Origin of the sequence: Methylobacterium sp. E-041 (genome assembly GCF_022829665.1) — a bacterium.
In the GTDB taxonomy this organism is placed as follows: Bacteria; Pseudomonadota; Alphaproteobacteria; order Rhizobiales; family Beijerinckiaceae; genus Methylobacterium.
On the sequence record NZ_JAKSYQ010000285.1, the window covers coordinates 148,764 to 173,910 of the forward strand.

23 protein-coding genes are annotated in these 25,147 nt (G+C 72.4%); 13 read left to right on the forward strand and 10 right to left on the reverse strand.

Features of this window, described 5'->3' with window-relative positions:
• Positions 1–43 precede the first annotated feature (43 nt).
• Positions 44–478, reverse strand: a complete 435-nt coding sequence (locus MKK70_RS26390) for a MucR family transcriptional regulator (protein WP_147729091.1) — start codon at positions 476–478, stop codon at positions 44–46.
• Between the two features lie 623 nt (positions 479–1,101).
• On the opposite strand from MKK70_RS26390, the gene MKK70_RS26395 reads away from it, so the two are divergent.
• Positions 1,102–3,219 carry a S9 family peptidase gene (locus tag MKK70_RS26395; RefSeq protein WP_243950870.1) on the forward strand — a complete coding sequence of 706 codons (2,118 nt, stop codon included), beginning with the start codon at positions 1,102–1,104 and terminating at the stop codon, positions 3,217–3,219.
• Positions 3,220–3,290: 71 nt separating this feature from the next.
• Here MKK70_RS26395 and MKK70_RS26400 read toward each other — a convergent pair whose 3' ends face one another.
• Together MKK70_RS26400 and MKK70_RS26405 are read right to left on the reverse strand one after the other, a co-directional pair.
• Positions 3,291–6,857 carry an AsmA family protein gene (locus tag MKK70_RS26400; protein ID WP_243950872.1) on the reverse strand — a complete coding sequence of 1,189 codons (3,567 nt, stop codon included), beginning with the start codon at positions 6,855–6,857 and terminating at the stop codon, positions 3,291–3,293.
• A 117-nt stretch (positions 6,858–6,974) separates the two neighbouring features.
• The gene (locus MKK70_RS26405; RefSeq protein WP_147843467.1) at positions 6,975–7,211 is read right to left on the reverse strand and encodes a hypothetical protein; all 237 of its coding nucleotides are present in this window, start codon (positions 7,209–7,211) and stop codon (positions 6,975–6,977) included.
• A 198-nt stretch (positions 7,212–7,409) separates the two neighbouring features.
• On the opposite strand from MKK70_RS26405, the gene MKK70_RS26410 reads away from it, so the two are divergent.
• From MKK70_RS26410 to proC, 6 genes are all read left to right on the forward strand, one after another.
• Entirely contained in the window at positions 7,410–9,797 is a 2,388-nt protein-coding gene (locus tag MKK70_RS26410) for an ATP-dependent helicase (RefSeq protein WP_243950874.1), read from the forward strand.
• A gap of 377 nt (positions 9,798–10,174) precedes the next feature.
• Positions 10,175–10,891 carry a PhoH family protein gene (locus tag MKK70_RS26415; RefSeq protein WP_147726528.1) on the forward strand — a complete coding sequence of 239 codons (717 nt, stop codon included), beginning with the start codon at positions 10,175–10,177 and terminating at the stop codon, positions 10,889–10,891.
• A gap of 133 nt (positions 10,892–11,024) precedes the next feature.
• The gene (locus MKK70_RS26420; RefSeq protein ID WP_147726526.1) at positions 11,025–11,261 is read left to right on the forward strand and encodes a hypothetical protein; all 237 of its coding nucleotides are present in this window, start codon (positions 11,025–11,027) and stop codon (positions 11,259–11,261) included.
• Positions 11,262–11,418: 157 nt separating this feature from the next.
• Positions 11,419–11,709, forward strand: coding sequence for an accessory factor UbiK family protein (locus tag MKK70_RS26425; protein WP_147726524.1), 291 nt, complete (start codon positions 11,419–11,421; stop codon positions 11,707–11,709).
• Between the two features lie 317 nt (positions 11,710–12,026).
• A complete protein-coding gene (locus tag MKK70_RS26430; RefSeq protein WP_147726522.1) occupies positions 12,027–12,536 on the forward strand; it encodes a YbjN domain-containing protein in 510 nt (169 codons plus the stop codon).
• Between the two features lie 8 nt (positions 12,537–12,544).
• The gene (gene proC, locus MKK70_RS26435) at positions 12,545–13,375 is read left to right on the forward strand and encodes a pyrroline-5-carboxylate reductase (RefSeq protein ID WP_243950876.1); all 831 of its coding nucleotides are present in this window, start codon (positions 12,545–12,547) and stop codon (positions 13,373–13,375) included.
• 194 nt (positions 13,376–13,569) lie between these two features.
• Here proC and mdcG read toward each other — a convergent pair whose 3' ends face one another.
• From mdcG to mdcA, 5 genes are all read right to left on the reverse strand, one after another.
• Positions 13,570–14,202 (reverse strand): malonate decarboxylase holo-[acyl-carrier-protein] synthase, encoded by a 633-nt coding sequence (gene mdcG / locus MKK70_RS26440; protein ID WP_243950878.1) that lies wholly within the window; start codon positions 14,200–14,202, stop codon positions 13,570–13,572.
• Positions 14,199–14,912 carry a biotin-independent malonate decarboxylase subunit gamma gene (gene mdcE, locus MKK70_RS26445; RefSeq protein ID WP_243950879.1) on the reverse strand — a complete coding sequence of 238 codons (714 nt, stop codon included), beginning with the start codon at positions 14,910–14,912 and terminating at the stop codon, positions 14,199–14,201. The genes mdcG and mdcE overlap by 4 nt, the downstream gene beginning before the upstream one ends.
• Complete coding sequence (locus tag MKK70_RS26450) at positions 14,899–15,795, reverse strand: biotin-independent malonate decarboxylase subunit beta (RefSeq protein ID WP_147726514.1); 897 nt, start codon at positions 15,793–15,795, stop codon at positions 14,899–14,901. Before MKK70_RS26450 ends, mdcE begins: the two co-directional genes overlap by 14 nt.
• Positions 15,792–16,106 (reverse strand): malonate decarboxylase acyl carrier protein, encoded by a 315-nt coding sequence (gene mdcC / locus MKK70_RS26455; protein ID WP_147726513.1) that lies wholly within the window; start codon positions 16,104–16,106, stop codon positions 15,792–15,794. The genes MKK70_RS26450 and mdcC overlap by 4 nt, the downstream gene beginning before the upstream one ends.
• 114 nt (positions 16,107–16,220) lie before the next feature.
• Complete coding sequence (gene mdcA, locus MKK70_RS26460) at positions 16,221–17,867, reverse strand: malonate decarboxylase subunit alpha (RefSeq protein ID WP_243933594.1); 1,647 nt, start codon at positions 17,865–17,867, stop codon at positions 16,221–16,223.
• Between the two features lie 257 nt (positions 17,868–18,124).
• Between mdcA and madL the strand changes: the two genes are divergently transcribed.
• The 3 genes from madL to MKK70_RS26475 are packed head-to-tail and all read left to right on the forward strand — an operon-like array spanning position 18,125 to position 20,054.
• Positions 18,125–18,583 (forward strand): malonate transporter subunit MadL, encoded by a 459-nt coding sequence (gene madL, locus MKK70_RS26465; RefSeq protein WP_243932730.1) that lies wholly within the window; start codon positions 18,125–18,127, stop codon positions 18,581–18,583.
• Positions 18,580–19,353, forward strand: a complete 774-nt coding sequence (madM, locus tag MKK70_RS26470; RefSeq protein WP_409568328.1) for a malonate transporter subunit MadM — start codon at positions 18,580–18,582, stop codon at positions 19,351–19,353. Before madL ends, madM begins: the two co-directional genes overlap by 4 nt.
• Positions 19,354–19,379: 26 nt before the next feature.
• Positions 19,380–20,054, forward strand: coding sequence for a GntR family transcriptional regulator (locus tag MKK70_RS26475; RefSeq protein WP_147844029.1), 675 nt, complete (start codon positions 19,380–19,382; stop codon positions 20,052–20,054).
• A gap of 33 nt (positions 20,055–20,087) precedes the next feature.
• Here the strand turns inward: MKK70_RS26475 and MKK70_RS26480 are convergent, their stop codons facing one another.
• Positions 20,088–20,315, reverse strand: a complete 228-nt coding sequence (locus tag MKK70_RS26480; RefSeq protein WP_243950882.1) for a hypothetical protein — start codon at positions 20,313–20,315, stop codon at positions 20,088–20,090.
• 129 nt (positions 20,316–20,444) lie between these two features.
• Complete coding sequence (gene cynS, locus MKK70_RS26485) at positions 20,445–20,933, reverse strand: cyanase (RefSeq protein ID WP_147844587.1); 489 nt, start codon at positions 20,931–20,933, stop codon at positions 20,445–20,447.
• Positions 20,934–21,164: 231 nt separating this feature from the next.
• Between cynS and MKK70_RS26490 the strand changes: the two genes are divergently transcribed.
• From MKK70_RS26490 to MKK70_RS26500, 3 genes are all read left to right on the forward strand, one after another.
• The gene (locus tag MKK70_RS26490; RefSeq protein ID WP_243950884.1) at positions 21,165–23,057 is read left to right on the forward strand and encodes a sigma 54-interacting transcriptional regulator; all 1,893 of its coding nucleotides are present in this window, start codon (positions 21,165–21,167) and stop codon (positions 23,055–23,057) included.
• 117 nt (positions 23,058–23,174) lie between these two features.
• Positions 23,175–24,125, forward strand: coding sequence for a tyrosine recombinase XerC (locus MKK70_RS26495; protein ID WP_243950935.1), 951 nt, complete (start codon positions 23,175–23,177; stop codon positions 24,123–24,125).
• 130 nt (positions 24,126–24,255) lie between these two features.
• Entirely contained in the window at positions 24,256–25,134 is an 879-nt protein-coding gene (locus MKK70_RS26500; RefSeq protein WP_243933599.1) for a response regulator, read from the forward strand.
• Positions 25,135–25,147 lie beyond the last annotated feature (13 nt).

Consider the following 25,147-nt stretch of genomic DNA (forward strand, 5'->3'; position numbering starts at 1 on the left):
CGCGAGCGAAGCCGGGTGCGCCCCGGCTTCGCCTCCGGCCGCCTCAGGCGGCTTCGTCGTAGTTGCCGTTGCGGGTCTGGCCGAGGCCGATCGCCTTGGCGAGGTCGGAGCGGGCCTTGGCGTAGTTCGGTGCGACCATCGGGTAATCCGGCGGCAGGCCCCACTTGGCGCGGTACTGCTCGGGGCTCATGTCGTACTTGGCGCGCAGGTGGCGCTTGAGCGACTTGAAGGTCCGGCCGTCCTCCAGGCAGATGATGTGGTCCGCGGTGACGGACTTCTTCACCGGCACGGCCGGCGTCAGCGGACCGGCGGGGGCGGCCGCCTCGACCTGCCCGCCCGCGACCTGCACCAGCGAAGCGTGGACGCGGCCGATCAGCTGCGCCAGCTCGCCCGGGGGGACCGGATTGTTGCTGACGTAAGCCGACACGATGTCGGCGGCGAGTTCCACGTAATCGACCGTGGTGTCTGTGTCGTTCATGTTCGGCGATGTCCCCTGGACGCTGAGGCAGTCGACGCGTCCCGAGCGGCGCGGACCATCGGCCCCGACGTCTCGTGGTGCGATGCGGGCATTCCCGCAACAATGGTCGTCCTGCCCGCAAGTGCTGAGTGAAATGCGGCGACCCCTTTCGCCACGACATCTCAATAGGATATTTGCAGATCGGCCGCAAGTTGCTCGACGGCAGCTTGGATACGCAACGTCAACTATCCGGAAGAATATTTCAGCTTGCCGACATCGCTGAAACAGATGCCTACTCAAGGGCGAAGTGCTGGCGGCGAGTATCGCTACCTCTGATTGCGCCTCCCTCGGCGGACGCCACGCCGCCGCCCGCCACCGAGAGCCTCGCGGCGAAAGCTGTCAAGCCAAGTCCTCGCCAAGTCCTCGTCCGCATCAAGCCCTCGTCCGCACCAAGCCCTCGTCCTCGCCAAGCCCTCGTCCTGGTCAAACCCTGGCGCGGCCGCGCTCGTCCCGGGCACCCCGTCCGCGCGATGCCCCGCCCGGCCAACACCATCCGATCGCGAGCGTTTCGACGCCGGGTCTTGTCCGGGAACGGGCCGCACGGCACATGCGCAGGCTCGAAGATTCTCCACGGGAAATTTCAGATGGCGTTCGAAACGGCTCACGTCCCGCCCGCATCCGACGCACCGAAGGCGCCGCGCCGGCCGCACAGCTACGTCGTCCATGGCCGCACCATCACCGATGACTACGCCTGGTTGAAGGCCGAGAACTGGCAGGATGTCCTCAAGGACCCGGCAGCCCTGCCCGCGGACATCGCGGACTACTTGAAGTCCGAGAACGACTACGCGCAGGTTGCGCTCGCCGACGCGGCGCCGCTGCGCAGGACCCTGGTCGCCGAGATGCGCGGCCGCATCCGCGAGGACGACAGCGGCGTGCCGACCCCGGATGGGCCGTTCGCCTATTACAACCGCCACCGCGACGGCGGCCAGCACCCGCTGATCTGTCGCCGGCCGACCGGTTCCGTCGACGACGCGGGGGCCGAGGAGATTCTGATCGACGGCGACGATGAGGGCGCGGGCCAGGCGTTCTTCGAGATCGCCGGGGCCACCCATTCCGACGACCACGCCCGCCTGGCCTGGGGCGCAGACACCAAGGGCTCGGAGCTCCACACCATCCGCGTACGCGACCTCGCCACCGGGACCGACGCGCCGGACCGGGTCGAGGCGACCTCCGGCGAGGCGGTGTGGTCGGCCGACGGCATGGGCTTCTGGTACGTGGCGGTCGACACCAACCACCGGCCGGCACGGGTGATGTACCACCGCCTCGGCGCGGACCAGGCCGACGACCTCGCGGTCTACACCGAGCGCGATTCCGGGTTCTTCGTCCATATCGGGGCGACGCAGTCGGGCGCCTACCTCACCATCACCGCGAGCGACCACGAGACCTCGGAGGTCCACCTCCTCGACCGCGCCGCGCCGGACGGGCGCCTGCGCGCGGTGCAGCCGCGCGAGCCGCTGCTGATCTACTCGGTCGAGCATCGCGGGACGGATCTCTACATCCTCACCAACGCCGACGGCGCCGAGGACTTCAAGATCGTCACCGCCCCGGTGGCCGACCCGGGCCGGGCGCACTGGACCGACCTCGTGCCGCACCGCGCCGGCACCATGATCCGCCACCTGCACGTGCTCGCGGCGCATCTGGTCCGCCTCGAGGTGGAGAACGCCCGCCCGCGGATCATCGTGCGCGACCTCGCGACCCGCGAGGAGCATGCGGTGGCGTTCGCCGAGGAGGCTTACTCGCTCGGCCTCCAGCCCGGCTACGCGTTCGAGACGGCGACGATCCGGTTCGCCTACTCGTCCATGACGACGCCGACGGAGACCTGGGACTACGATTGCGCCACCCGCGCCCGGCTCCTGCGCAAGCGCCAGACCATCCCGAGCGGGCACGCGCCGGAGGATTACGTCACCCGGCGCCTGTTCGCGACTGCCGCCGACGGCGAGCAGGTCCCGATCTCGCTGCTGCACCGGCGCGACCTCGTCCTCGACGGGTCGGCGCCGCTGCTGCTATACGGCTACGGCGCCTACGGCACGCTGATGCCGGCGGCGTTCCGCACCAACCTGCTGAGCCTGGTCGACCGCGGCTTCGTCTACGCCATCGCCCACATCCGCGGCGGCACCGAGAAGGGCTGGCGCTGGTACCTCGACGGCAAGCGCGAGAAGAAGCCCAACACCTTCTCAGACTTCGTCGCCTGCGCCCGGGCGCTGATCGCCGCGAACTACACGTCGGAGAAGCGGATCGTCGCGCATGGCGGCAGCGCCGGCGGCATGCTGATGGGGGCGGTGGCCAACCTCGCCCCCGAGCTGTTCGCCGGCATCGTCGCCGACGTGCCCTTCGTCGACGTGCTCAACACCATGCTCGACGCCGAGCTGCCGCTGACCCCTCCGGAATGGCCGGAATGGGGAAACCCCGCCGAGAGCGAGGCGGCGTTCCGGACGATCCTGTCGTACTCGCCCTACGACAACGTCGCGGCCAAGGCCTATCCGGCGATCCTGGCGCTCGGCGGCCTCACCGATCCGCGCGTGACCTACTGGGAGCCCGCGAAATGGGTGGCGCGCCTGCGCGCGACCATGACCGGCGGCGGCCCGGTCCTGCTGCGCACCAACATGGAAGCCGGCCACGGCGGCGCCGCCGGCCGCTTCGACCGGCTCGAGGAGGTGGCGCTGATCTACGGCTTCGCGCTGGCGGCGGTGGGGAAGGCTTGAGGGGGCGCGGGGTGGCGCCGCCGAGATAGGAACACGCCCTCCCCCCCACTGCGGGGGAGGGAGGACGCGCATCACGGCTGGGCGGGCGGCGGGCGGATGTCGAGCGGGCGCTCGGCCGGCGGCGGTTCGGCGGTCTCGGCGCGGGCGCGGCGGGCAGCCTCCTCGGCGGCCTGCGCCTTGAGCCGGGCCTGGCGGGCGGCCTCCTCGACCGCGGCCCTGTCGGCGGCCGCCTTTTCCGCAGCCGCCTTTTCCGCAGCGACCTTCTCGGCGGCGGCCTTGAGGGCGGCGGCGCGGGCCTTGTCCATCTCGATCCGGGCGCGGCGGCGCTGGCGCTCGATCTGGTCGGCCTCGATCAGCTCGATGGTCTCGAGCTCGCGCTGCAGCACCAGGGCGGCGAGCCCGGTGGTGAGCGGGCCGACGTCGAGGCTGCGCTCGGGCGCGGCGAGCGGGCCGGCGAAGCCGAGCTGGATCGCGGGCGGCCCGCCGCTCCAGCCCTTCGGCGCCGCACCGCCGCCGAGCGTGCCGCGGGCGTCGAGCCGGCTCGTTCGAAGATCGTAGCCGAGCGTCCCGTTCCAGCGCGCCGCGCCGAAATCGAGGTCGAGCGGCCCGGCGCGCACGACCCCTCCGATGATGGTGGCCGGCGCCGAGGCCGGCTGCGTCGTGCCGGTGGCGGCCTTCGACAGCTCCTCGGCGACGAGGGCCTGGAGCCGGCCGTCGCGCAAGGGGTCCTCGATCTGCAGGGCGCGGACGAGGGCGCGCCCGACGGCGGCGGGATCCGTCTCGGGCAGGTTGAGGGCGGCGAGCGTGAGGCTGCCGGTGCCCGAGAGGTTGGCCGCCAGCGCGCCGGGCGTCTCGCCGGAGGTGCCGAAGCGCAGCGCCGCCGACAGGCGCCCGCCGAGCGGGCCGCCCCCCGCGAGCGCCGGGATCGACAGCTCGGCGACGGTGCCCTCGCCCGCGATCGAGGCGAGGCCGCCGCGCCGCGACAGGGTCGCCGAGCCGGCGATCCGGCCCTCGGCGAGCCTGGCCGAGAGGTCGCGCAGCGTCAGGGTCCCCTCCTCGAACCCCAACGCCATGGCGGCGCCCGAGGCGGTGAGCCCGCGCCCGAGCTCGAGCTGGTCGACCCTGAGGTCGAGGGAGACCGGCGGTCCCGGTGGTGGCACCGGGCCGAACCGGCCGGCGGCGCCCGCCGGCATCGCCAGGGCGGCCGCGAGGTGCGGCAGGGACAGGCGGGCGAGGCGCGCCGTTCCCGACAGCGCCCCGTCCGGCGCGCGGACGAGGGTCGCATCGAGGGCCGCCCCCGCGATCCGGCCGGCGAGCGCGGCACGCGCGTCGTCTCCCTGCCGGGTCAGCGCGACGGAAAGGTCGGCCGGCCACGGCCCCGGCGCGAGGGCGGCGGCGCCCGCCAGCGTCAGGAACGGCGCGAGGTCGGCGGTCTCGATCCGCAGCGCGCCGGATCGGGGCGGGCCGCCCTCGGTGGGAAGCCGCAGCGGCGTCGCGGTCGACAGCGTGGCGCCGGCGATCGTGCCGGTCGCCTGGAGCGTCAGGCCGCCGTCGGCCGCGCGGGCCGCCACCAGGCTCAGGTCGGCCGGCTGCTGCAGGCCGGCGATGTCGGTGCGGCCGAGCCAGGTGCCGGCCCGCGGCGTCGCGAGGCGGATCCTCGCCCCCTCGACCGCGCCGGCGCGGCTGACCAGCGACAGGTCGAGGCTGCCGCCCGCGGCCTGGCCCGTGGCGGCGAGCCGCAGCGCGTCGGCGTCGCCCGCGTCGCGCTCCAGCGTGACGGCGAGGTCGAGCGCGCCGGCGCGCAGGAAGGCCGGGATCAGGCGCGTCTCCGCGATCCAGACCCGGTCGACCAGGGCGAGCAGCGGCGCCGCCACCGGGGCCGAGAGCCGGCCGGCGACGCGCCCCGTGCCGTCGGCGCCGATCCGCCCGGACAGCTTGGCGTTGGCGCCGGCCAGGTCCGTCACGTCGAGGCTGTCGACGACGAGGGCGGCGCCGTCCGACTGGATGCTGGCCGAGAGCGTGCCGTTCCCGGTGCCGGTCGCGCCGTAGCGCAGGTCGCGCGCCTCGATGGTCAGGCCGAGGTCGTGGCCGTGCAGCCCCGCGAGCGCGTTGCCGAGCGGCGGCAGGCCGGCGACGTCGAGGCCGCGGGCGCGGATCTGCGCGTCGAACCGGCCGCGGGTCCGGCCCTCGGCCGGGGTGTAGCGGGCATTTCCGGTGACCTGCGCCTCGCCCAGCGCGAGCCGGAGGTTGCGCAGGGAGAACGCGGTGCCGGCCGCCGAGACCTCGGCCGAGACCTCGACCGGCCGCCCGTCGAGCAGCGCCGTCGGCGGCCCGTCGAGGCCGAGCCGGCGCAGGTAGCGCCCGAGCCCGTCGGAGGCCGGGGCCGCGAGCGCGACCGGGCCGGTGAAGCGCGGGCTCGGATCGGTGTCGATCTCGCCGCTGGCCGTGACGGTCGCCGCACCCGGCGCCACGGCCGAGAAGCGTCGCAGCAGCAGGCCGCCGGTGCGGTCGAGGGTGCCCGTGGCCTTGAGGTTGGACCATTCCTCGAAGCCGAGCACGGCCGCCTCGACCGAGAGGTCGAGGTCGAGCATCACCGGCAGGCCGCCACCCGATTTCGCGCCCACCTTGGGCAGCCCGCGCGCCACGAAGGCCTGCCCGCCCGGCGAGAGCAGGAAGGCGTCGAGGTCGAGGCGGCGCGCCTCCAGGGTCAGCCCCGCGCGCCAGCGGCGCAGGTCGATCTGGCCGCTGCCGGAAAGCCGCAAGGCTTGCCCGCCCGGATCGATCTCGGCGTTGACGCCCTCGAACCGGACGAGGGCGCCGCGGGCCTTGAACTTGCCGCCCAGCGCGAACGGCAGGTAGGCGCCGGCGGCCTGGGCCGGCGGGCCGACGACGAGGCGGGCGCTGCCCTCGGCCTCGGCGACGAGCGGGCGCGGCTCGGTGCTGCGGGCGCCGCCGCGCGGATCCGCCGGCACGAAGGCGATGCGGGCGTCGGCCTCGAAGCGCGGATGGGCGTCGCCGCCGCCCGAGAGCTTCAGGGCGACGGCGCCGTCCGCCGCCGGCTCGCCGCTGACTAGGGTGAACGGCAGGACGCCGCTGGTGCCCGCGACCCGCCAGGGGCCGACGAGGGCCGGCGCCTGGATCTGCACGGCTTCCGCGTAGAACTGGTCGGTGCGCCCGGTCGCGGGCACCACCGTGGTCAGCAGCAGCTGCTGGACGTGGAGGTCTTCGATCGCGAGGTCGCGGCCGCGCAGGGCCTCGCCGAGGCCGGCGGGCACCACGAGGGCGTCGCCCTCGGTCACCGGCAGCTTGACCTCGGCGCGGCCGATCCGGGTCTCGGTGAAGCGGAACGCGCCCGCCAGCAGCGGGCTCAGGCCGAGCTCGGCCTTGACGAAGCGCAGATCGAGGGCGGGCCGTCCCGGCTCGTCGCCGAGATGAAGGCGGTCGAGGCGCAGGCGCGGCGAGGGCAGCAGCCGCACGTCGATGCGGCCCTCGCTGCGCACCGGCAGGCCGAGGGACCGGCTCACAGTCGCGTCGACGAAGGCGCGATGGGTCGGCCAGTCGATGAAGGGCGGCACCGCGAGCGCCGCGACGAGGATCAGGATGACGGCGCCCGCGAGCGCGGTCAGGAGGTCACGCACCGTGATCGTTCCGCATGCACCCCGCGCCACCCGGCGGGTTCACGGCGGGCATAGCACGGCGGGCGACCGCAGGCGCCAGGGCGCCCGCGGCCTTGGTTCAACGCCCGCGGGCTCGGCTCAGCGCCGGGGGGCGACGATCACGCCCGGGGTGGGTTGGGGCGCCTGCATCTGCTGGCTGCGCTGGATCTCCATGCGCGTGGTGTTGTTCTGCGAGGTGAGGTTCTGCTGCAGCGCCCGGGACTCGCCCTGGCGGGCGAAGGACTCGTTGGCGGCGTCGGGGTTGCCCTGCCGGACCTGCGCGAGGGCGGGCGTGGCGGCGAGGGCGGCGATGATGGCGATCGGCACGATGCGCATCGGGCGCTCCTGTGTGGGGGATGTCTGTCGATGATGTGAGCAAGCGGCCGGCCTGCTTCAAGTTCCCGCCCGGCGGCCGCGCGGGGCGGCGACATTGCGTCCGGGCCTCGGGCTCCGGGCCTCGGCGATCGCGCCTCAGCGTCGAGGCCTCGGCGTCCGGGTCTCGACGCCGTTCGCGTTTTGGTCCAGGGATTGCCCATGCCGAACTCTTCGCATGCGACGCCGCCTTCCGACGCGGAGCGTGGCTCCAGCTCCATCGCCGCCCGCGCCATGGGGGCCTTGCGCCCGAGCGCGTCCTCCTATCTCGACGGCCTGAACGACGAGCAGCGCCGCGCCGTCGAGGCGACGGAGGGCCCCGTCCTGGTGCTGGCCGGCGCCGGCACCGGCAAGACGCGGGTGCTGACGACCCGCATCGCCCACCTGATCACGACCGGCCGGGCGCGGCCGTTCGACATCCTGTCGGTGACCTTCACCAACAAGGCCGCGCGGGAGATGAAGCACCGCATCGGCACGCTGATCGGGCCGGCCGGCGAGGGCATGCCCTGGCTCGGCACCTTCCACGCCATCGGCACCAAGATCCTGCGCCGCCACGCCGAGCTGGTGGGCTTGAAATCCGACTTCACGATCCTCGGCACCGACGACCAGCTGCGCCTGATGAAGCAGGTGCTGAAGGACCAGAACATCGACGAGAAGCGCTGGCCGGCACGCGCGCTCGGCCACGTCATCGACGGCTGGAAGAACCGCGGCCTCGGCCCGGACCAGATCCCGGCCGGCGAGGCGCAGGCCTTCGCCTTCGGCAAGGGCGGCGACCTCTACACCGCCTACCAGGCCCGGCTCGTCACGCTCAACGCGGTCGATTTCGGCGACCTGCTGCTGCTCTGCCTCAAGCTGTGGCGCGAGAATCCGGACGTGCTGGCCAACTACCAGGACCGGTTCCGCTACATCCTCGTCGACGAGTACCAGGACACCAACGTCGCCCAGTACCTCTGGCTCAGGCTGCTCGGGCAGGTGCGCAAGAACATCGCCTGCGTCGGCGACGACGACCAGTCGATCTACGGCTGGCGCGGGGCCGAGGTCGACAACATCTTGCGCTTCGAGCACGATTTTCCCGGTGCCGTGGTGGTCCGCCTGGAGCGCAACTACCGCTCGACGGGCCACATCCTGGCCGCCGCCTCGGGCCTGATCGCCAAGAACCAGGGCCGGCTCGGCAAGACCCTGCGCACGGAGGACGAGCTCGGCGAGCCCGTCACCGTGTCGGGCGCGTGGGATTCGGAAGAAGAGGCGCGGCTCCTGGCGGAATCGATCGAGGCGCTCCAGGCCAAGCAGCACCCGCTCTCCGAGATCGCGGTGCTGGTGCGGATCTCGGCGCAGATGCGCGAGATCGAGGACCGCTTCGTCCAGCTCGGCCTGCCCTACCGGGTGATCGGCGGCCCGCGCTTCTACGAGCGCGCCGAGATCCGCGACGCGCTGGCCTACCTGCGCGCGACCAACAACCCGTCCGACGACCTCGCCTTCGAGCGGATCGTCAACACCCCCAAGCGCGGCCTGGGCGACGCGACGCTGCAGCAGCTCCACCTCTACGCCCGCGCCGAGCAGGTCCCGCTGCTCCACGCCGCGCGAAAGCTCTGCGAGACCGACGAGCTCAAGCCCCGCGTGCGCTCGACGCTGCGCGCGCTCACCGAGAGCTTCTCGCGGTGGGCGCGGCTCGTCGAGAGCAACCCGCATTCCGAGGTGGCGCAGACCATCCTCGAGGAATCCGGCTACACCGAGATGTGGCAGAAGGAGAAGTCGGCCGACGCGGCCGGGCGGCTGGAGAACCTCAAGGAGTTCGTCCGCTCGATGGAGGAGTTCCCCGACATGGGCGCGTTCCTGGAGCACGTCTCGCTGGTGATGGAGGCCTCCGAGGCCGAGGGCGCCGAGCGCGTCTCGCTGATGACCCTGCACGCGGCCAAGGGGCTGGAATTCGACACGGTGTTCCTGCCCGGCTGGGAGGACGGCCTCTTCCCGAACCAGCGCGCCCTCGACGAGAGCGGCCGCGCGGGCCTCGAGGAGGAGCGTCGCCTCGCCCATGTCGGGCTGACGCGGGCCCGCAAGCGCGCAAAGCTGTCCTTTGCCGTCAACCGCCGCATCCACGGCCTGTGGTCCTCGACCATCCCGTCGCGCTTCATCGACGAGCTGCCGGAATCGGCGGTCGACGTGATCGAGGCGCCGGCCCACTTCTCCGCCGGCGCCTCGCGCTTCGACCGCAACCCGCAGCCCTTCGGCTCGAGCTACGGCACGCCGGGCTGGCAGCGGGCGCAGGCCAATACCGGGCAGCAGAGCAACTTCGGCAAGGGCGCGGCGCACACCACCGCCCGCGGCTTCGGCGCCTCGCCCGGCGGCGGGCGCGGCGGCCCGCGCCAGATCGAGGGCGAGCTGATCGCCAAATCCACCGGCACGCCCTCGGCCTTCGAGGCCGGGATGCGGGTTCTGCACACCAAGTTCGGCCCCGGCGACGTGGCCGCCGTCGACGGCAACAAGCTCACCGTTGACTTCGACAAGGCCGGTCGCAAGATGGTGCTCGACAGCTTCCTGCAGCCGGCCTGAGGCCGCTCGCGGACGAGCGTGACGTCGGGCGCAGGACACGACCTTGGGCGGACCGGACACGGCCCCATCCCCCGACCGTCCCGGCGCACCATCCGCCGTCGTCCGAGCCATTTCAGCAACACCTGCCGGGCCCCGTCATGCGGCCGTCGCATCGCCCGCCTCTATGGTGCGCGCGTTGCATGCTCCGGCAACGACCAGGCGGGCCGCGCAGCGGCTCGTCTTGTCCACAAGCTTCGTGTCGAGGGCCGGAACCGGCTCAAGGCAACGTCATTGCTTCCGAGAGGAGAGATAAGCCCACGATACGAAGGTTAGAGCGAAGAGCGGTTTCTGGTTAGCAAGTCCTTTTGGTTGGCAAATCCCACGCGGAGTGTTGATCGATGAAAAGACGGCGCGCACGACTCGAGCTGGTGGAAGACCGCACGGTCCGGCTGCACAGGACCCGCTTCGACGAGGAACGAAACCTAGGCCCGATCCAGCCGCTGACCGACCGGCAGGCGGAATACCTCGACGCGCTCGCCCTGAACCCGCAGGTCATCGTGCTCGGCCCGGCCGGCACCGGCAAGACCTACATCGCCGGCACACGCGCCGCCGACCTGCTGCGCCAGCGCCGGATCGCCAAAGTGATCATCACCCGCCCGAACGTTCCCGGCGGCCGTTCGCTCGGCTTCTTTCCCGGCACGCTGGAGGAGAAGATCGCGCCCTGGGTCGCTCCCCTCACCGAGGCGATGAAGGAACGGATGGGCGCCGCCGCCTTCGAGATCGCCTTGAAGGCCGGCGACATCGAGATCGTGCCGTTCGAGGTGATGCGCGGGCGCACCTTCAAGGACTGCCTCGTGATCCTCGACGAGGCGCAGAACACGACCACCGCCGAGATCAAGATGTTCCTCACCCGCATCGGCGACGCCTGCCAGGTGATCATCAACGGCGACGTCTCGCAGACCGACCTGCGCGAGACCTCGGGGCTGCGCACCGTCATCCACCTGATCAAGAGCCGGATGATGCCGATCCCCGTGGTCGAGTTCACCCGCGACGACATCGTCCGCTCCGGAATTTGCGCGGAGTGGGTGAAGGCTTTCGAGGAAACGAATCTGTAAGTTGCGAGTTACCAGCGGCGGGTCGAAGCGGAGACCCGCCGCGCTTCACCGGCGCGACGTCCTTCTCTCATCTCCCGGACCCGGGAGATGACATGGGTGCCGCGGCCCGACGACAAGAAACAGGATTATCTCCGTGAGGAAACTGACCTTCGCCGTTGCCGTTCTGGCCTCGCTCGGCGCCGCCGCCATCACCGCCCCCGCCTCCGCCGCCCCGGGCGCCCCGATGGGCGTGACCGCCCCCGACGCGATCGAGCATGTCCAGATGCACCGCATGGAGCGTCGCATGATGCATCGCCGGATGGAGCGTCGCATGATGCGCCGGCACATGGAGCACCGCATGATGCGCCGCCACATGATGCGCCGCATGTGATCTGACCGACCCTGATCGGTCGGCGACGGGGTCCTTCGGGGCCCCGTTTTCTTTTGTGGCCGCCCGCGCCGCTGCGCGCCGGCGGATTGCCCCGGACTCCGCGGATTCCTATGTCGAGGCGCAGGCCGGGTTGCGGCTGCGAGCTTTCGGAGACCACATGCCCCCCTCCAACCGCCTGTTCGACGACTTCGCCCGCCTGATGACGGATGCCGCGGGCGCCGCGCAGGGGGTGCGCCGCGAGGCCGAGACCGTGATCCGTGCCCAGGCCGAGCGGCTGATCCGCGACATGGACATCGCCTCCCGCGAGGAGCTCGACGTGCTGCGCGACATGGTCGCCACCCTGCGCGCGCAGAACGAGGCGCTGACCGCGCGGGTCGCGGCGCTCGAGGCCGATGCGGCGCCGGCCGCGGCCGCTGCGTCCACCGCCGGAGCGAGCGAGGCGATCTGATCCGACGCGCGGGCGACCGGCGCGAATCGGTCTCGGCGGGGCGGCGGGCTTGTACACAGGAAGCGCGCGCGAACGATCCATTTCCTGTTCACCGGCCGGGCGAAGCGCTTTGTGTCGCGAGTCCGCGCCGGTTTATAGTCGGTGACGTACTGATTCGCCTTAGCCCGCCGAAGACCGGGAGCCGCCAAGTCGTCATCGCGCGATATTCCGTCCCATCGGGACAAGTGATTTCGCGTCGTGACATGGCTCCGAACTTTGGTTATTTATCGTTCACCATGCCGCGGCGCCGGAATACGGCGGCGTCATCTCGGATCGTCATGCCACAGCTTCACGTCGACATCGAAGGCTACGATCGGATCGAGCACCCGCTCGATGTCGTGGAGCGTCTTGCCGCGCTCCGCGACTGGATCTTCGATCGCGCCGAGACGGACGAGATGTCCGTCGTGGTGGCCGGGCGCTGGACCGAATACCAGGTCGCGTTCACCTGGATCGAGGACGTCGAGGCCCTGCACGTCGCCTGCGCCTTCGACCTCAAGGTGCCGGATCGCCGCCGCACCGAGGTGCAGCGCCTGATCGCGCTGATCAACGAGCAGCTCTGGATCGGGCATTTCGACCTGTGGTCGAGCGACGACGTGGTGATGTTCCGCCATTCGCTCCTGCTCGCCGGCGGCTCGGTGCCGACGCATCCGCAATGCGCGATGCTGCTGAAGTCGGCGGTGGAGGCATGCGAGCGCTACTACCAGGCCTTCCAGTTCGTGCTCTGGGCCGGCAAGTCCGCCCGCGAGGCGCTGGACGCGGTCCTGTTCGAGACCGAGGGCGAGGCCTGAGGCCCGCCATGGCCGCTCCTCCCGCGGCGGGCGCCCTGCCCGCCTCCCTCACCCTCGTCGGGGCGGGCAAGATGGGCGGGGCGATGCTCGAAGGCTGGCTCGCGGCCGGCCTCGACCCGAAGCGCACGACGATCGTCGAGGCCGATCCGTCCGATGCGCTGCGCGCGCTCTGCACCGCCCGCGGCCTCGCCCTCAACCCGGCCACGGTCGCGCCCGCCGCCGTCCTCGTCCTCGCGATCAAGCCGCAAGGGTTCGCCGACGCCTCGCCCGGCCTCGACCGGATGATCGGCCCGGGCACCGTCGTCATGTCGATCCTGGCCGGCAAGACCGTGGCCGACATCGAAGGCCGCCTGCCGAGCGCCCGGGCGATCGTGCGCGCAATGCCGAACCTGCCCGCCAGCATCGGCCGCGGGGCCACCGGCGCCGTCGCGAACGCGGCGGTGACCGCGGGCCAGCGTGCCGCCGTCGCGGCTCTGCTCGGCGCCAACGGGCTCGTCGAATGGGTCGGCTCGGAAGCCGAGATCGATGCGGTCACCGCCCTGTCGGGCTCGGGGCCGGCCTACGTCTTCCTGATGGTCGAGGCGATGACGGAGGCCGGGATCGCCGCCGGGCTCGATCCGCAGGTCGCCGCGCGGCTTGCCCGGGCCACGATCTCCGGCGCCGGCGCCCTCCTCGACGCGAGCGACCTGCCCGCATCGGAATTGCGCCGCAACGTCACCTCGCCGGGCGGCACCACCGCCGCCGCCCTCGACGTGCTGATGCGCGACGACGCGCTTGGCCCCCTGATGCGGGAGGCCGTCGCGGCGGCCAAACGGCGGGCGGGCGAGCTGGCGGGCTGAGGCTCGACGCCATAGGGCATGCGGGGCTCCTCCATCCCACTCCCTCATCCTGAGGCGCCCGCGCCAGCGGGCCTCGACGGAGCCCTCCGGGAATCGCGCGCAAGCTGGAAGCCTCCTTCGAGGCCTCCGCTTCGCTACGGCACCTCAGGATGAGGATGGTGGACGGGATCGGCTGAAGGCTCGATCCTTCGGCCTCACCGGTCCAAGCTCGCAGGAACCAGCGCCACCCGATCGAGCCCCTTGGCCAGCACCGATCCGCCGGGCGGGGCGTCGCGGAGTTCGCGCCAGTTCACCCCGGCGCCGTCCGGCAGGACGACTTCGCCGTCGAGGCGCATCGGGGCGCCCGCCTCGATCGCGGCGAGGCCGTCGAGGAGGCGGTGCGTCACGGTGGCCGGCCAGAGCAGGTCGAGGTCCGAGGTCGTTGAGAGGTAGGCGAGGCCGGTCAGGCTTTGCCACAGCAGGCCGCCGAACACCTGCGGGACGACGCCGTATTCGGCGGCCAGCGCCAGCACCGCGTCGACGGCGAGGTGCCAGGCCGGCGGCGCGGATGGGCGCGCGGCGGCGAGGGTCACCGGAGGGGACGGCGTCGCGTCGGCCCACGGCACCGCGAGGCCGATGCGGCGCTTGCCGGCGGCCGGCGGCAGGGGCAGCCCGGCGGGCAGATGGTCGCCCTCGTCCGGATGACGGCGCCGCACGATCACCGGCCAGCCGTTGGCGGCCCAGGCCGCGACATGCGGCACGCCGTCGAGGTCGGAGCGCCCGGCGAGCAGCCGGTCCCAGGCCTCGGGCGCCACCACGAACAGGTCGTGGCGGCGAAGCGTCGTCACGCGCGCGCCGCGTCGACCACCCGCGCGGCGATGTCGTGGGCGACGGGACGACCGCCGCGATCCTTGCCGAGGGCGTCGCGGGCGTCGTGCGAGGGCGGCTCGCCGATCAGGGCCGCGATCTGCGGCCCGAGGGGCTTGGCGGGATCGAGCACCGCCTGCACCGCGCCGGCCTGGACCATGTTGTCGAGGCCGGGCGCGAAGACGGGGGTGGATTTCGCCATCGCCTCGAGCTTCTCCAGCGGCAGCTTGGTGACGCGGGCGACGGAGGGCAGGTCCATCACGCTCGGGTTGGCCCCGGGCAGCGCCACCAGAACCCGGGTGGCGAGGGCGGTGGCGATGAAGGCGCCGGCGGCCGAGTGGCCGTAGATCAGGCCGATCGTCGGGTGGCCCTGCGCATCCGCCAGCAGCAGCGCCTTGGCGAGGTGGGCCAGGCACTCGTTCAGCCCCAGAAGCTCGTCGCGCCGGCTCATGCGCTGGCTGTCGGAATCGACGAGCACGAGGATCGGCGTGGCGCCGCCGGCCCGCACCGTCGCCAGCACGGCGGCCGAAAGGGCCAGCGCGCCCTCGATCCCGAGCGGCGTGTCGCCGTCGACGCCGACCACCGCGAGGTCGCGGCCGTCCAGCGGCCCGCGGCCGGTGATCAGACCGTCGGCGACGGCGACCGCGTGGCCGTCGGGGAAGAGCGAGGCCAGGATCTCAGCGAGCGTCATGTGTCGTCCCCTCGAGCCCGGCGACGAGGCCGTCGAAGTCGGCCGCCGACAGGGCCGGCACGCCGGCCGGGTCGTTGACGCCGAGGCGCGCCCAGATCTCGGTGGCGTCGCGGCAATCGCCGAAGCGCGCGATGCGGTCTTCGAGCCGCGCCTGCTCCGCTTCGAGCGTCGCGAGGTCGAAGGCCGGCGCCCGGCCGATCAGGTCGAGGGCGGCGGCGCGAAACGCCTCCACGGTGTCGTCGCAGAACCGGTCGGCGCCGCCGGCGAGGCGCCGGTGCTTGCCGCCCATGGTGCGCCAGACCAGGGCGCGGTCCTTCGAGTCGAATTCCTCGGCGCCCTTGTTGGTCTCGATCACCTCCGGGCCGGAGACCGAGATGCGCCCGCCCTCCGAGACCGCGAGGCGCGAGCAGGTTCCGGCGATTAGGCCGCCGCCGCCGAAGCAGCCGGCGCGGCCGCCGACGAGCCCGACCACCGGGATGCCGGCGCGGCGCAGATCGGCGATGGCGCGCATGGTCTCGGCGATGGCGGTCTCGCCCGCATTGGCCTCCTGCAGGCGGACGCCGCCGGTGTCGAACAGGATCAGCACGGCCTCCGGCGTCTCGGTGACCGCGGCGCGTAAAAGCCCGACGAGCTTGGCGCCGTGCACCTCGCCGAAGGCGCCGCCCATGAAGCGGCCCTCCTGGGCGGCGAGGTAGACCGTGCGGCCGTCGAGCCTGCCCCGGCCGACGACGATGCCGTCGTCGAAGGCGCGGGGCAGGTCGAACAGCGGCAGGTGGGGGCTCATCGCCCGCTGCTCCGGGCCGACGAACTCTTCGAAACTCTCCGCGTCGACGAGCGCGGCGACGCGCTGCCGGGCGCTGGCCTCGTACCAGCTCAAGCTCATCGGCCGGTCTCCATCAGGCGCGCGCCCTGGAGCAGGCGCAGCGACACGGTGTCGGGCCGGGCGCCCCCGTCGTTGATCGCGATGCGCAGGCCGCCGGGCTGGGCCCGCGCCACGAAGTCGGCCGCCACCGCCTCCCAGACGTCGCCGTAGCCGACCACCGGCGTCGCGATCTCGATGGTGCATTGGTCCGGCGGCAGCACGCGCTCCAGCAGCACCTCGAGGTTGCCGGATGCGACGACGCCGGTGATCGCCTGCGGCTTGGTGCCGGCGAGCGGTCCTTTCGTGGTGTGGCGGAAGGTCATCGTTTCCATGTGACATCGTCCTCCTGCGCCCAATGCCATCCGGCGGGATCGCGGGTCCCCTCTCCCGAACGCGAGAGGGGGTCGCGTACCGCGTTCCGCGCCTGCTCCGTCAGCCCGATCATCTCACCAGTTCCGGAACCGGGCCGGCGGCTCGTACAGGCCGCCCGACCAGTGCACGAGGTCCTTGATCGACTTCGCCGCGAGCAGGCTGCGGTCGGCGTCGAGCGGCTCGATCCCGAGATCCTCCGGGCGGCGGACGATGCCCCGGGCGCGCAGGTGCTCGACCTTGGCCTTGTCGCGGCCGCGCCCGACCTCGGTGTAGCCGGCCACGCCGCGGATCGCCTGCTCGCGCTCGTCCGCGTTGCGGCAGAGCAGGAGGTTGGCAATGCCCTCCTCGGTGACGATGTGGGTGACGTCGTCGGCGTAGACCATCACCGGCGCGAGCTCGAGGCCGATCGTCCGGGCGAGCTCGAGGGCGTCGAGGTGCTCGACGAAGGCGGGCACGAGCCCGTCGCCGAAGGTCTCGACGAGCTGCACCACGAGCTTGCGCCCGCGCATCAGCGCCGGGTCGCCGGTCTGCTGCGCCTCGCGCCCGGCCTTCATCCAGGTGTCGGACGGGTGGCGGCGGCCGTGCGGGTCCGAGCCCATGTTCGGCGCGCCGCCGAAGCCCGCGACGCGGTTCGTCGTCACGGTCGAGGAGTGGCCCATGAGGTCGATCTGCAGGGTCGAGCCGATGAACAGGTCGCAGGCGTAGAGCCCCGCCGTCTGGCAGAAGGCGCGGTTCGAGCGCAGCGAGCCGTCGGCGCCGGTGAAGAAGATGTCCGGCCGCGCGGCGATGTAGCGGTCCATGCCGACTTCCGAGCCGAAGCAGTGCACCTGCTCGACCCAGCCCGCCTCGATCGCCGGGATCAGCGTCGGGTGCGGGTTCAGCGCCCAGTTGGTGGCGATCCGGCCCTTCAGCCCGAGCCGCTCGCCATAGGTCGGCAGCAGCAGCTCGATCGCCGCGGTGCCGAAGCCGATGCCGTGGTTGAGCCGGCGGATGCCGTACTCGGCGTAGATTCCCTTGATGGCCATCATCGCCATCAGGATCTGCGTCTCGGTGACGGCGGCCGGGTCGCGGGTGAACAGCGGCTCGACGTAGAACGGCGTGTCGGCCTCGACCACGAAGTCGATCCGGTCGCCGGGGATGTCGACCCGCGGCACCGTCTCGACGATCTGGTTCACCTGCGCGATCACCACGCCGTTCTTGAACGCGGTGGCCTCGACCACCGTCGGCGTGTCCTCGGTGTTGGGGCCGGTATAGAGGTTGCCGGCCCGATCGGCCGAGACGCCGGCGATCAGCGCGACGTTCGGCGTGAGGTCGATGAAGTAGCGCGCGAACAGCTCGAGGTAGGTGTGCACCGCCCCGAGCTCGATCTGCCCGCCGTAGAGCATCTTGGCGATGCGGGCGCCCTGCGGGCCGGAATACGAGTAGTCGAGGCGCTTGGCGATGCCGGTCTCGAACACGTCGAGATGCTCCGGCAGCACGATGCCGGACTGGACCATGTGCAGGCCGTGCACCTTGTCCGGGTCGCAGGCGCTCAGCCCGCGCGCCAGGCAGTCGGCCTGCTTCTGGTTGTCGCCTTCGAGGCAGACCCGGTCGCCCGGGCGCAGGACGGCTTCGAGCAGGTCGACCACGTCGGCGGCCGCGACGACCTTGCCGTCGGCGTGGGCGCGGCCGGCCGCGATCCGCGCATCCCGCGCCGTCCTCTGCCTGCGCCAGTCCGTCATCCCGATCCCCAAACCGTCGATCCGCCCGCACGCTGTCGGCATGCGATCGCGGATCAGACACAGCAATTCGTATGCGAGTGATCCGTTCGATCACATGATCGTATACCAGCTTGCCGATCTGTCAATATTTTGCATACTCAGTGGCAACGAAGACGAATCACGAAATCGGGACGGATACGCCGGATGCCCCGTGCCATTGCGCCTCCTCGACCATCGCCCGGCCCGATCGGGAGTGCCCCGCACTGGAGGCTGCGGCCATGATCATCGCCGGCGTCGCGCTGCTCGCCGCCTGCACGCTGATCGGCGTGTATCTCGGCGATCTCCTCGGGATCGCACTCGGCGTGAAGGCCAATGTCGGCGGGGTCGGCATCGCCATGATCCTGCTGATCGCCGCCCGCGTCTGGCTGATGCGCCACGGCCGCTTGAGCAAGAACGTCAAGTTCGGCGTCGAGTTCTGGGGCGGCATGTACATTCCCATCGTCGTCGCGATGGCCGCCCAGCAGAACGTCGTCGCCGCGGTGAGCGGCGGCCCGATCGTGATCATCGCCGCCTTCGGCTCCCTGGCGATCTGCTTCGCCGCGGTGGCGCTGCTCAGCCGCATCGGCGGCCGCGACCCGGGCGGTCCGGAGGTCGAGCACGGCGGCGCCGTCATCGGCGGCGAACCCGAGGCAGCGCGGGCCGACGCCGCGGCGATCCCGGCGGGGCGGACGCGATGAGCGGCCTGTGGCAAGGCCTCGAGCACGTCTTCGTCGAGCAGAGCCTGGTTGCGGCCTTCGCCGTCGTCGGGGCGCTGATCCTGGTCTCGAACGTCGCCGCGCGGCGGCTCACCAACGGGCGGGTGCACGGCTCGGCCATCGCCATCGTGCTCGGCCTGGTGCTCGCCTATTTCGGCGGCGTGCTCACCGGCGGCAAGAAGGGCCTGGCCGACATCCCGGCGCTGGCCGGGATCGGGCTGATGGGCGGGGCCATGCTGCGCGATTTCGCCATCGTCGCCACCGCCTTCGAGGTCGACGTGATCGAGGCGCGCCGGGCCGGCCTCGTCGGCGTGCTGGCGCTGGCGCTCGGCACGCTGCTGCCCTTCCTCGTCGGCACGCTGACCGCGGTCGCCTTCGGCTACCACGACGCGGTCTCGATCACGACGATCGGCGCGGGCGCGATCACCTACATCGTCGGCCCGGTCACCGGCGCGGCGCTCGGCGCCGACTCGACGGTGATGGCGCTCTCGATCGCCACCGGCGTGACCAAGGCGGTGGGCGTGATGGTCGGCACGCCCCTCGTCGCCAAGCTGATCGGCCTCGACAACCCGCGCTCGGCCATGGCCTATGGCGGGCTGATGGGCACGGTCAGCGGGGTGGCCGGCGGCCTGGCCGCCACCGATCCCAAGCTCGTGCCCTACGGCGCGCTGACCGCGACCTTCCACACCGGCATCGGCTGCCTCGTCGGCCCGTCGGTGCTGTTCCTGACGGTGCGGGCGATCGTCGGCTGAGCCCGGCTTCGCGGGGCGGGAGAGCCATGGACGCGGGCCACGAGACCGAGGAGCGGGCGCTGATCTCCGATCGCATCCGCGACGCGCTCACGGATGCGATCGCGGCGGGCGAGCTCGCCGCCGGCACGACCCTGGACGAGCAGACGCTGGCCGACCGCTTCGGCGCCTCGCGCACCCCCGTGCGGGAGGCCCTGCGCCAGCTCGCCTTCGGCGGCCTCGTGGAGCAGCGCCCGCGCCGCGGCATGGTCGTCGCCCGGATGACGCCCGAGCGGATCATGGACATGTTCGAGGCCACCGCCGAGATCGAGGCTTTGTGCGTGCGGCTCGCCACCCACCGCATGCGCCCGCTCGAGCTCAGCGCCCTGATGGAGCTGCACCGGCGCTCGGGCGCGGCGGTCGAGGGCGGCGACCTCGACGCCTACGACGGCCTGAACCGCCAGTTCCACGAAGGGCTCTACGCGGCCACCCACAACGGGTTCCTGGCCGAGCAGGCGCTGGCGATCCGCACCCGGCTCTCGGCCTTCCGCCGCACGCAGCTGCGCCAGGGCGACCGCATCCGCCGCTCCCACGCCGAGCACGGCGCGATCCTGGCCGCGATCGCCGAGGGCGACGGCGAGGCGGCGGCACGGCGCATGCGGGCGCACATGCTCAACGCGGCCGGGGCGCTCGGGCGCTACATCGCCGAGCATCACGCCGACTGATCCTCCCGGAGCGCAAAGGCGCGCCCGCCCGGCTCAGCCGGGCGGCGGCCCGTCGCTCATCCGGCGGAGGTGGTCCAGAAGCTCCCGACGCTGCCCGGGCTGATCGAGGGTGGCCCACAGGCGCAGCAGGGTGAGGCTCTCGGCGATCCGATCCCCTTCGTCGAGCGTGGCGAAGAACGCCGTCGTCGGAATGCCGAGCGCCGCCGCCAGCTCGTCGAGCACCGGGTTGCGCAGGTGCGCCGTCCCCTCGTCCGTCGCCACGTCGTCCCCCTCGCTGCCCCGTTCCGCCCCCCATGAGCGAGCCGTCCGCCGTCGCCCGAGCCGCCGCAGCTTCGGTGGAAACCGGCCGAAGCGGCAAGGCGCGGCGGCCGCCGCCTCGCCCGGCCCGGCTCAGCCCTCCTTGAAGCCGTATTCCGGCACGCCGTCCTCGCTGCCGTAATACTTGTACGGCAGGAACTTGCCGGACATGCCGAGCTTCACGCGGTCGCCCTTGTTGTTGGCCTCGCGCTCCATGGTCATGTTGAAGTCGATCGCCGACATGATGCCGTCGCCGAACTCCTCCTGGATCAGTTCCTTGAAGGTGGTGCCGTAGACCATCACCAGCTCGTAGAAGCGGTAGATCAGCGGATCGGTCGGCGGCATCGACGGGATCGAGCCGCGATAGGGCGCCTCGTTGAGCATCCGCTCCTCGGATTCGGTGAGCCCGAACAGCGCGGCGGCCTTGGCGGCCTGCGCCTTCGGCAGCTTCATCTGGCCCATGCAGGCGGCGGTGATCAGGATCGGCGAGAGCCCGCCGATCTCGTCCTGGATGTACTTCCAGGTCCAGCCCTTGTCGCGCTTGATGTCGAGGAGCTTCTCGGTGAGGTCTTCGCGCTTCATGGTCGGCACTCCGGCAGGTTGTGAGATCGGTCGCGCCCCACCGCGTAGTGTGCCGGCGGGGCGCGCTCGAGCGAGGATTGCGCAAGCGATGTGCCAGCTGGGTCGTTGCGAAGAACCGCCGAGGGAACAGCGACTTGGCCTGAGGATCATCAGCTACGAGATCTCGTGCCCGACGAGATCTCGTGGTATGACCACGAAGTCTCGTAGCGAGACAGGTGCGTCGGAGCCGACATGATCGAGGATTTCGGGCCGGTCTTCGAGCAGCACCGGGAGGCGATGCTGGTGCTGGAGCCCGAGGCCGACCGGATCGTCGATGCCAACCCGGCCGCGGCGCGCCTGCTCGGCTACGACCGCGCGGCGCTCCGCAGGATCACGGCGAGCGCGCTGCATCCGGGCCAGCGGCCCGCGCTGGTGGTGTTCACGCAGGGCGCCTTCGCCAAGGGGCAATGGTGGTCGCGGACGCTGGAGCCGCGCCACGCGGACGGCCGCGGGCTGCGCCTCGAATACGCCGCGAGCCCGCTCGCGGGCGACCCGCCGCGGCTTCTCCTGACGCTCTCCGATCTCGAGGCGCGCCGTCGGCGGGCGGTCGACGGGCAGGCCGACGACCACATGCGCGCCGGCATCGCCGAGTGGCAGCGGATGGAGCGCATCTTCCGCGACATCGAGCGCGGGAACCAGCTGATCCTGCGGGCCGCCGGCGAGGGCATCTACGGCGTCAACGCCGATGGGGCGACCACCTTCGTCAACCCGGCCGCCGAGCGCATGCTCGGCTGGCGGGCCGCCGACCTCGTCGGCAAGGACATGCACGCCACCGTGCACCACACCCGCTCCGACGGCGCGCATTACCCGCACCGCGACTGCCCGATCTACGCGGCCTTCCGCGACGGCGCGGTGCGCCAGGTCGACGACGAGGTGTTCTGGCGGCGCGACGGCACCGCGTTCCCGGTGGCGTACACCTCGACGCCGATCCGGGATCGCGGGCGTCTGCTCGGCGCCGTCATCGTGTTCCGCGACATCAGCCAGCGGCGCGAGGCCGAGGAACGGCTGCGCAGCGCGCTCGCCGAGGTCGATTCCCTGCGCGAGCGGCTGGAGTTGGAGAACGCCTACCTGAAGGAGGAAATCCGGCTGGAGCGCCACCACCAGGGCATCATCGGCCGTTCCCCCGCCATCGTGGCGACGTTGCGCCAGATCGACCTCGTGGCTGGCACCGACGCCACCGTGCTGATCACCGGCGAGTCCGGCACCGGCAAGGAGCTGATCGCCCGCGCGATCCACGAGGCCAGCCGGCGGCGCGACCGGCCGATGATCCGCGTGAACTGCGCCGCGGTGCCGCGCGAGCTGTTCGAGAGCGAGTTCTTCGGCCATGCCCGCGGCGCGTTCACCGGTGCGCTGCGCGATCGCGTCGGGCGCTTCGAGCTCGCCGACGGCGGCACGCTGTTCCTCGACGAGGTCGGCGAGATCCCGCTCGATCTCCAGGGCAAGCTGCTGCGGGTGCTGCAGGAGCGCTCGTTCGAGCGCGTCGGCGAGGAGCGCACGCGCGCCGTCGACATCCGCCTCGTCGCCGCCACCAACCGCGACCTGCGGGAGGAGGTGCGCCGCGGCCGGTTCCGCGAGGACCTGTACTTCCGCCTCAACGTCTTCCCGCTGGCCGCGAGCCCGCTCCGCGAGCGCCCCGAGGACATCGCGCCGATCGCCCAGCACGTCCTGACGGGGGCCGCACGCCGCCTGAACATCCCCGAGCCGCGGCTGACCGAGGGCGACGTGCGCCGGCTCGCCCGCTACGCCTGGCCCGGCAACGTGCGCGAGCTGGAGAACGTGATCGAGCGCGCCGCCATCCTCGCCGTCCGCGGCCGCCTGCGCTTCGACCTGCCCGAATCCGAACGGCGCGAATCCGAACGGCCCGATCCCGCGGGCCCCGTCGACGCGACGCTGCCGGCGCTTCCCGCCGACCGGCCGCCGACGGAGGCCGACCGCCGCGCCCGCGACCGCGCCGAGATCGCCGCCGCCCTTTCGCTCACCGGCGGCAAGGTGTTCGGCCCTGGCGGCGCCGCCGAGCTCATGGGGCTGCGCCCGACGACGTTGGCCTCGCGCATCAAGGCGATGGGGATCGAGAAGACCCGTTAACCGCCGGGCAACCGCGCGGGCGTCCAGTGACCGGCTCGCGCGCTCGACGCGGGCGCGCTCCGCGAGGAAGACCCGATGCCGACTTCCGCTCCCGCGTCGGGCTCCGTCCTTCCCGCGATGCCGGGCGATGCCGCCCTCCTTGCCGCCGCCCGCGCCTGGGGCCTCAGCCTCGCGGCCGAGCGGCGGTTGTCCGCCAACACGGTGGAGGCCTACGAGCGCGACCTGCGCCAGTTCCTCGCCCATCTCGACGCCCGCACCGGCACGCCGACGATCCCCGCGATCGTCGCGCTGAAGCCGCGCGACGTCCGCGCCTTCATGGCCGCGCGGCGGGCCGACGAGGTCGGCGGCCGCTCGCTGATGCGGGCCCTGGCCGGCCTGCGCTCCTTCGCCAAGCACCTCGAGCGCGAGGGTCACGGCACCGTGGCGGCGCTCGGCGCCGTGCGCTCGCCCAAGGTGGAGCGGCGCCTGCCGCGTCCGCTGCCGGTGGCGGCTGCCCGCGCCCTCACCGACGTGTCGCTGCGCGCCGACGAGGACCGCGACCCTTGGATCCTGCTGCGCGACGCGGCGGTGCTCGCGCTGCTGTACGGCGCGGGCCTGCGCATCTCGGAGGCGCTGGGGCTGGCGCGGCGCGATGCCCCGGTGCCCGGCATCGACGCGGTGACGGTGCTGGGCAAGGGCGCGAAGCAGCGGATGGTCCCGGTGCTGCCGGTGGTGGCCGAGGCGGTCGCCGCCTACCTCGCCGCCTGCCCGCACCCGCTGCCGCCGGAGGGCCCGCTCTTCGTCGGCGCCCGCGGCGGCCCGCTCTCACCGCGGATCATCCAGTACGTCGTCGCCCGCGCCCGCGGCGCTCTCGGGCTGCCCGACAGCGCCACGCCGCACGCCCTGCGGCACTCCTTCGCGACGCATCTCCTGGCGCGGCAGGGCGAGCTGCGCGCGATCCAGGAGCTGCTCGGCCACGCCTCGCTCTCGACGACGCAGCTCTACACCAAGGTCGACGCGGCCCGCCTGATGAGCGCCTTCGACGCCACCCATCCGCGCGCCGGCCGTGCCGTGCCGACGGAGGCGTGACACGCGACGTGCATTGAGATGACACGTTGACACACTAGACAGAGCAAATAGCCGGTTCGGCCAGCCATTAAGCTTGCCGAGAGATTTGAGCGCTATTTCTCTTGTCATAGGATCGGACTGGACAGGAACCATGGCGGGCGAACACGCCGATATCGGAAGCGCGGTCCGGCCCCCGCAAGCCGGCACCGTCCTCATCGCCGATCGCGACGCGGGACGCCGGGCCGAACTCGCCACGGTGGTATCGCACTTCGATCCCAGGGCCGTGATCGTGCAAACGGCCTCGGGCGAGGCGCTGATCGATCTCGCCCTCGCGCACAAGCCGGCCCTGGCCTTCGTCGGCCTCCAGCTCGAAGGCGTGAGCGGCCCGGAGGCGGTGGCGGTGGCGCGCAAGCGCGGCGCCACCCTGCCCTGCCTCGTGCTGATCGCCGCCCGCGTCTTCGCGCAGTGGCAGGAACTCGCGGTCTCGCTCGGCGCCTACGAGGTGCTGAAGGTGCCCCTCGACACCGCCCACATCGAGAGTCTGCTGCACGCCGACACCCGGCGCCGGCAGCCGACGCGCATCCTGCTCGCCTCCTCGTCGGACGCGGCGCGCGCGGCGATCGGGCGGGTGCTGGCGCGCAGCGGCTTCGCCCTCGAGATCGACGAGACGGATTGCGGCCGGCACGCCCTGAAGCTCCTGAAGACCGACGCCTACCCGCTCGCCTTCGTCGACGTGAAGCTCAACGGGACCGACGGCCTCGAGCTCGCCTGCCAGGTTCAGACCCTGAACCTGACGACGCGCCTCACGATGCTGACCAGCGGCGATCCCGAGCCGATCGCCCAGGCCGCCCGCTACTTCGGCGCCACCTTCGTCCTGAAGATGCCGTTCCACGCCCGCGACATCGACCTCACGCTCCACCACGCGCTCGGTCTGCGGCGGCCGTACCTGCTGAACGCGATCACCGCGCCGCCGGCCCCGACCGCCCTCCTGCGCATCGCCGCCCTCGCCCCGGCCCGCCGCTCGGCCTGAGCGACGGGCGCGG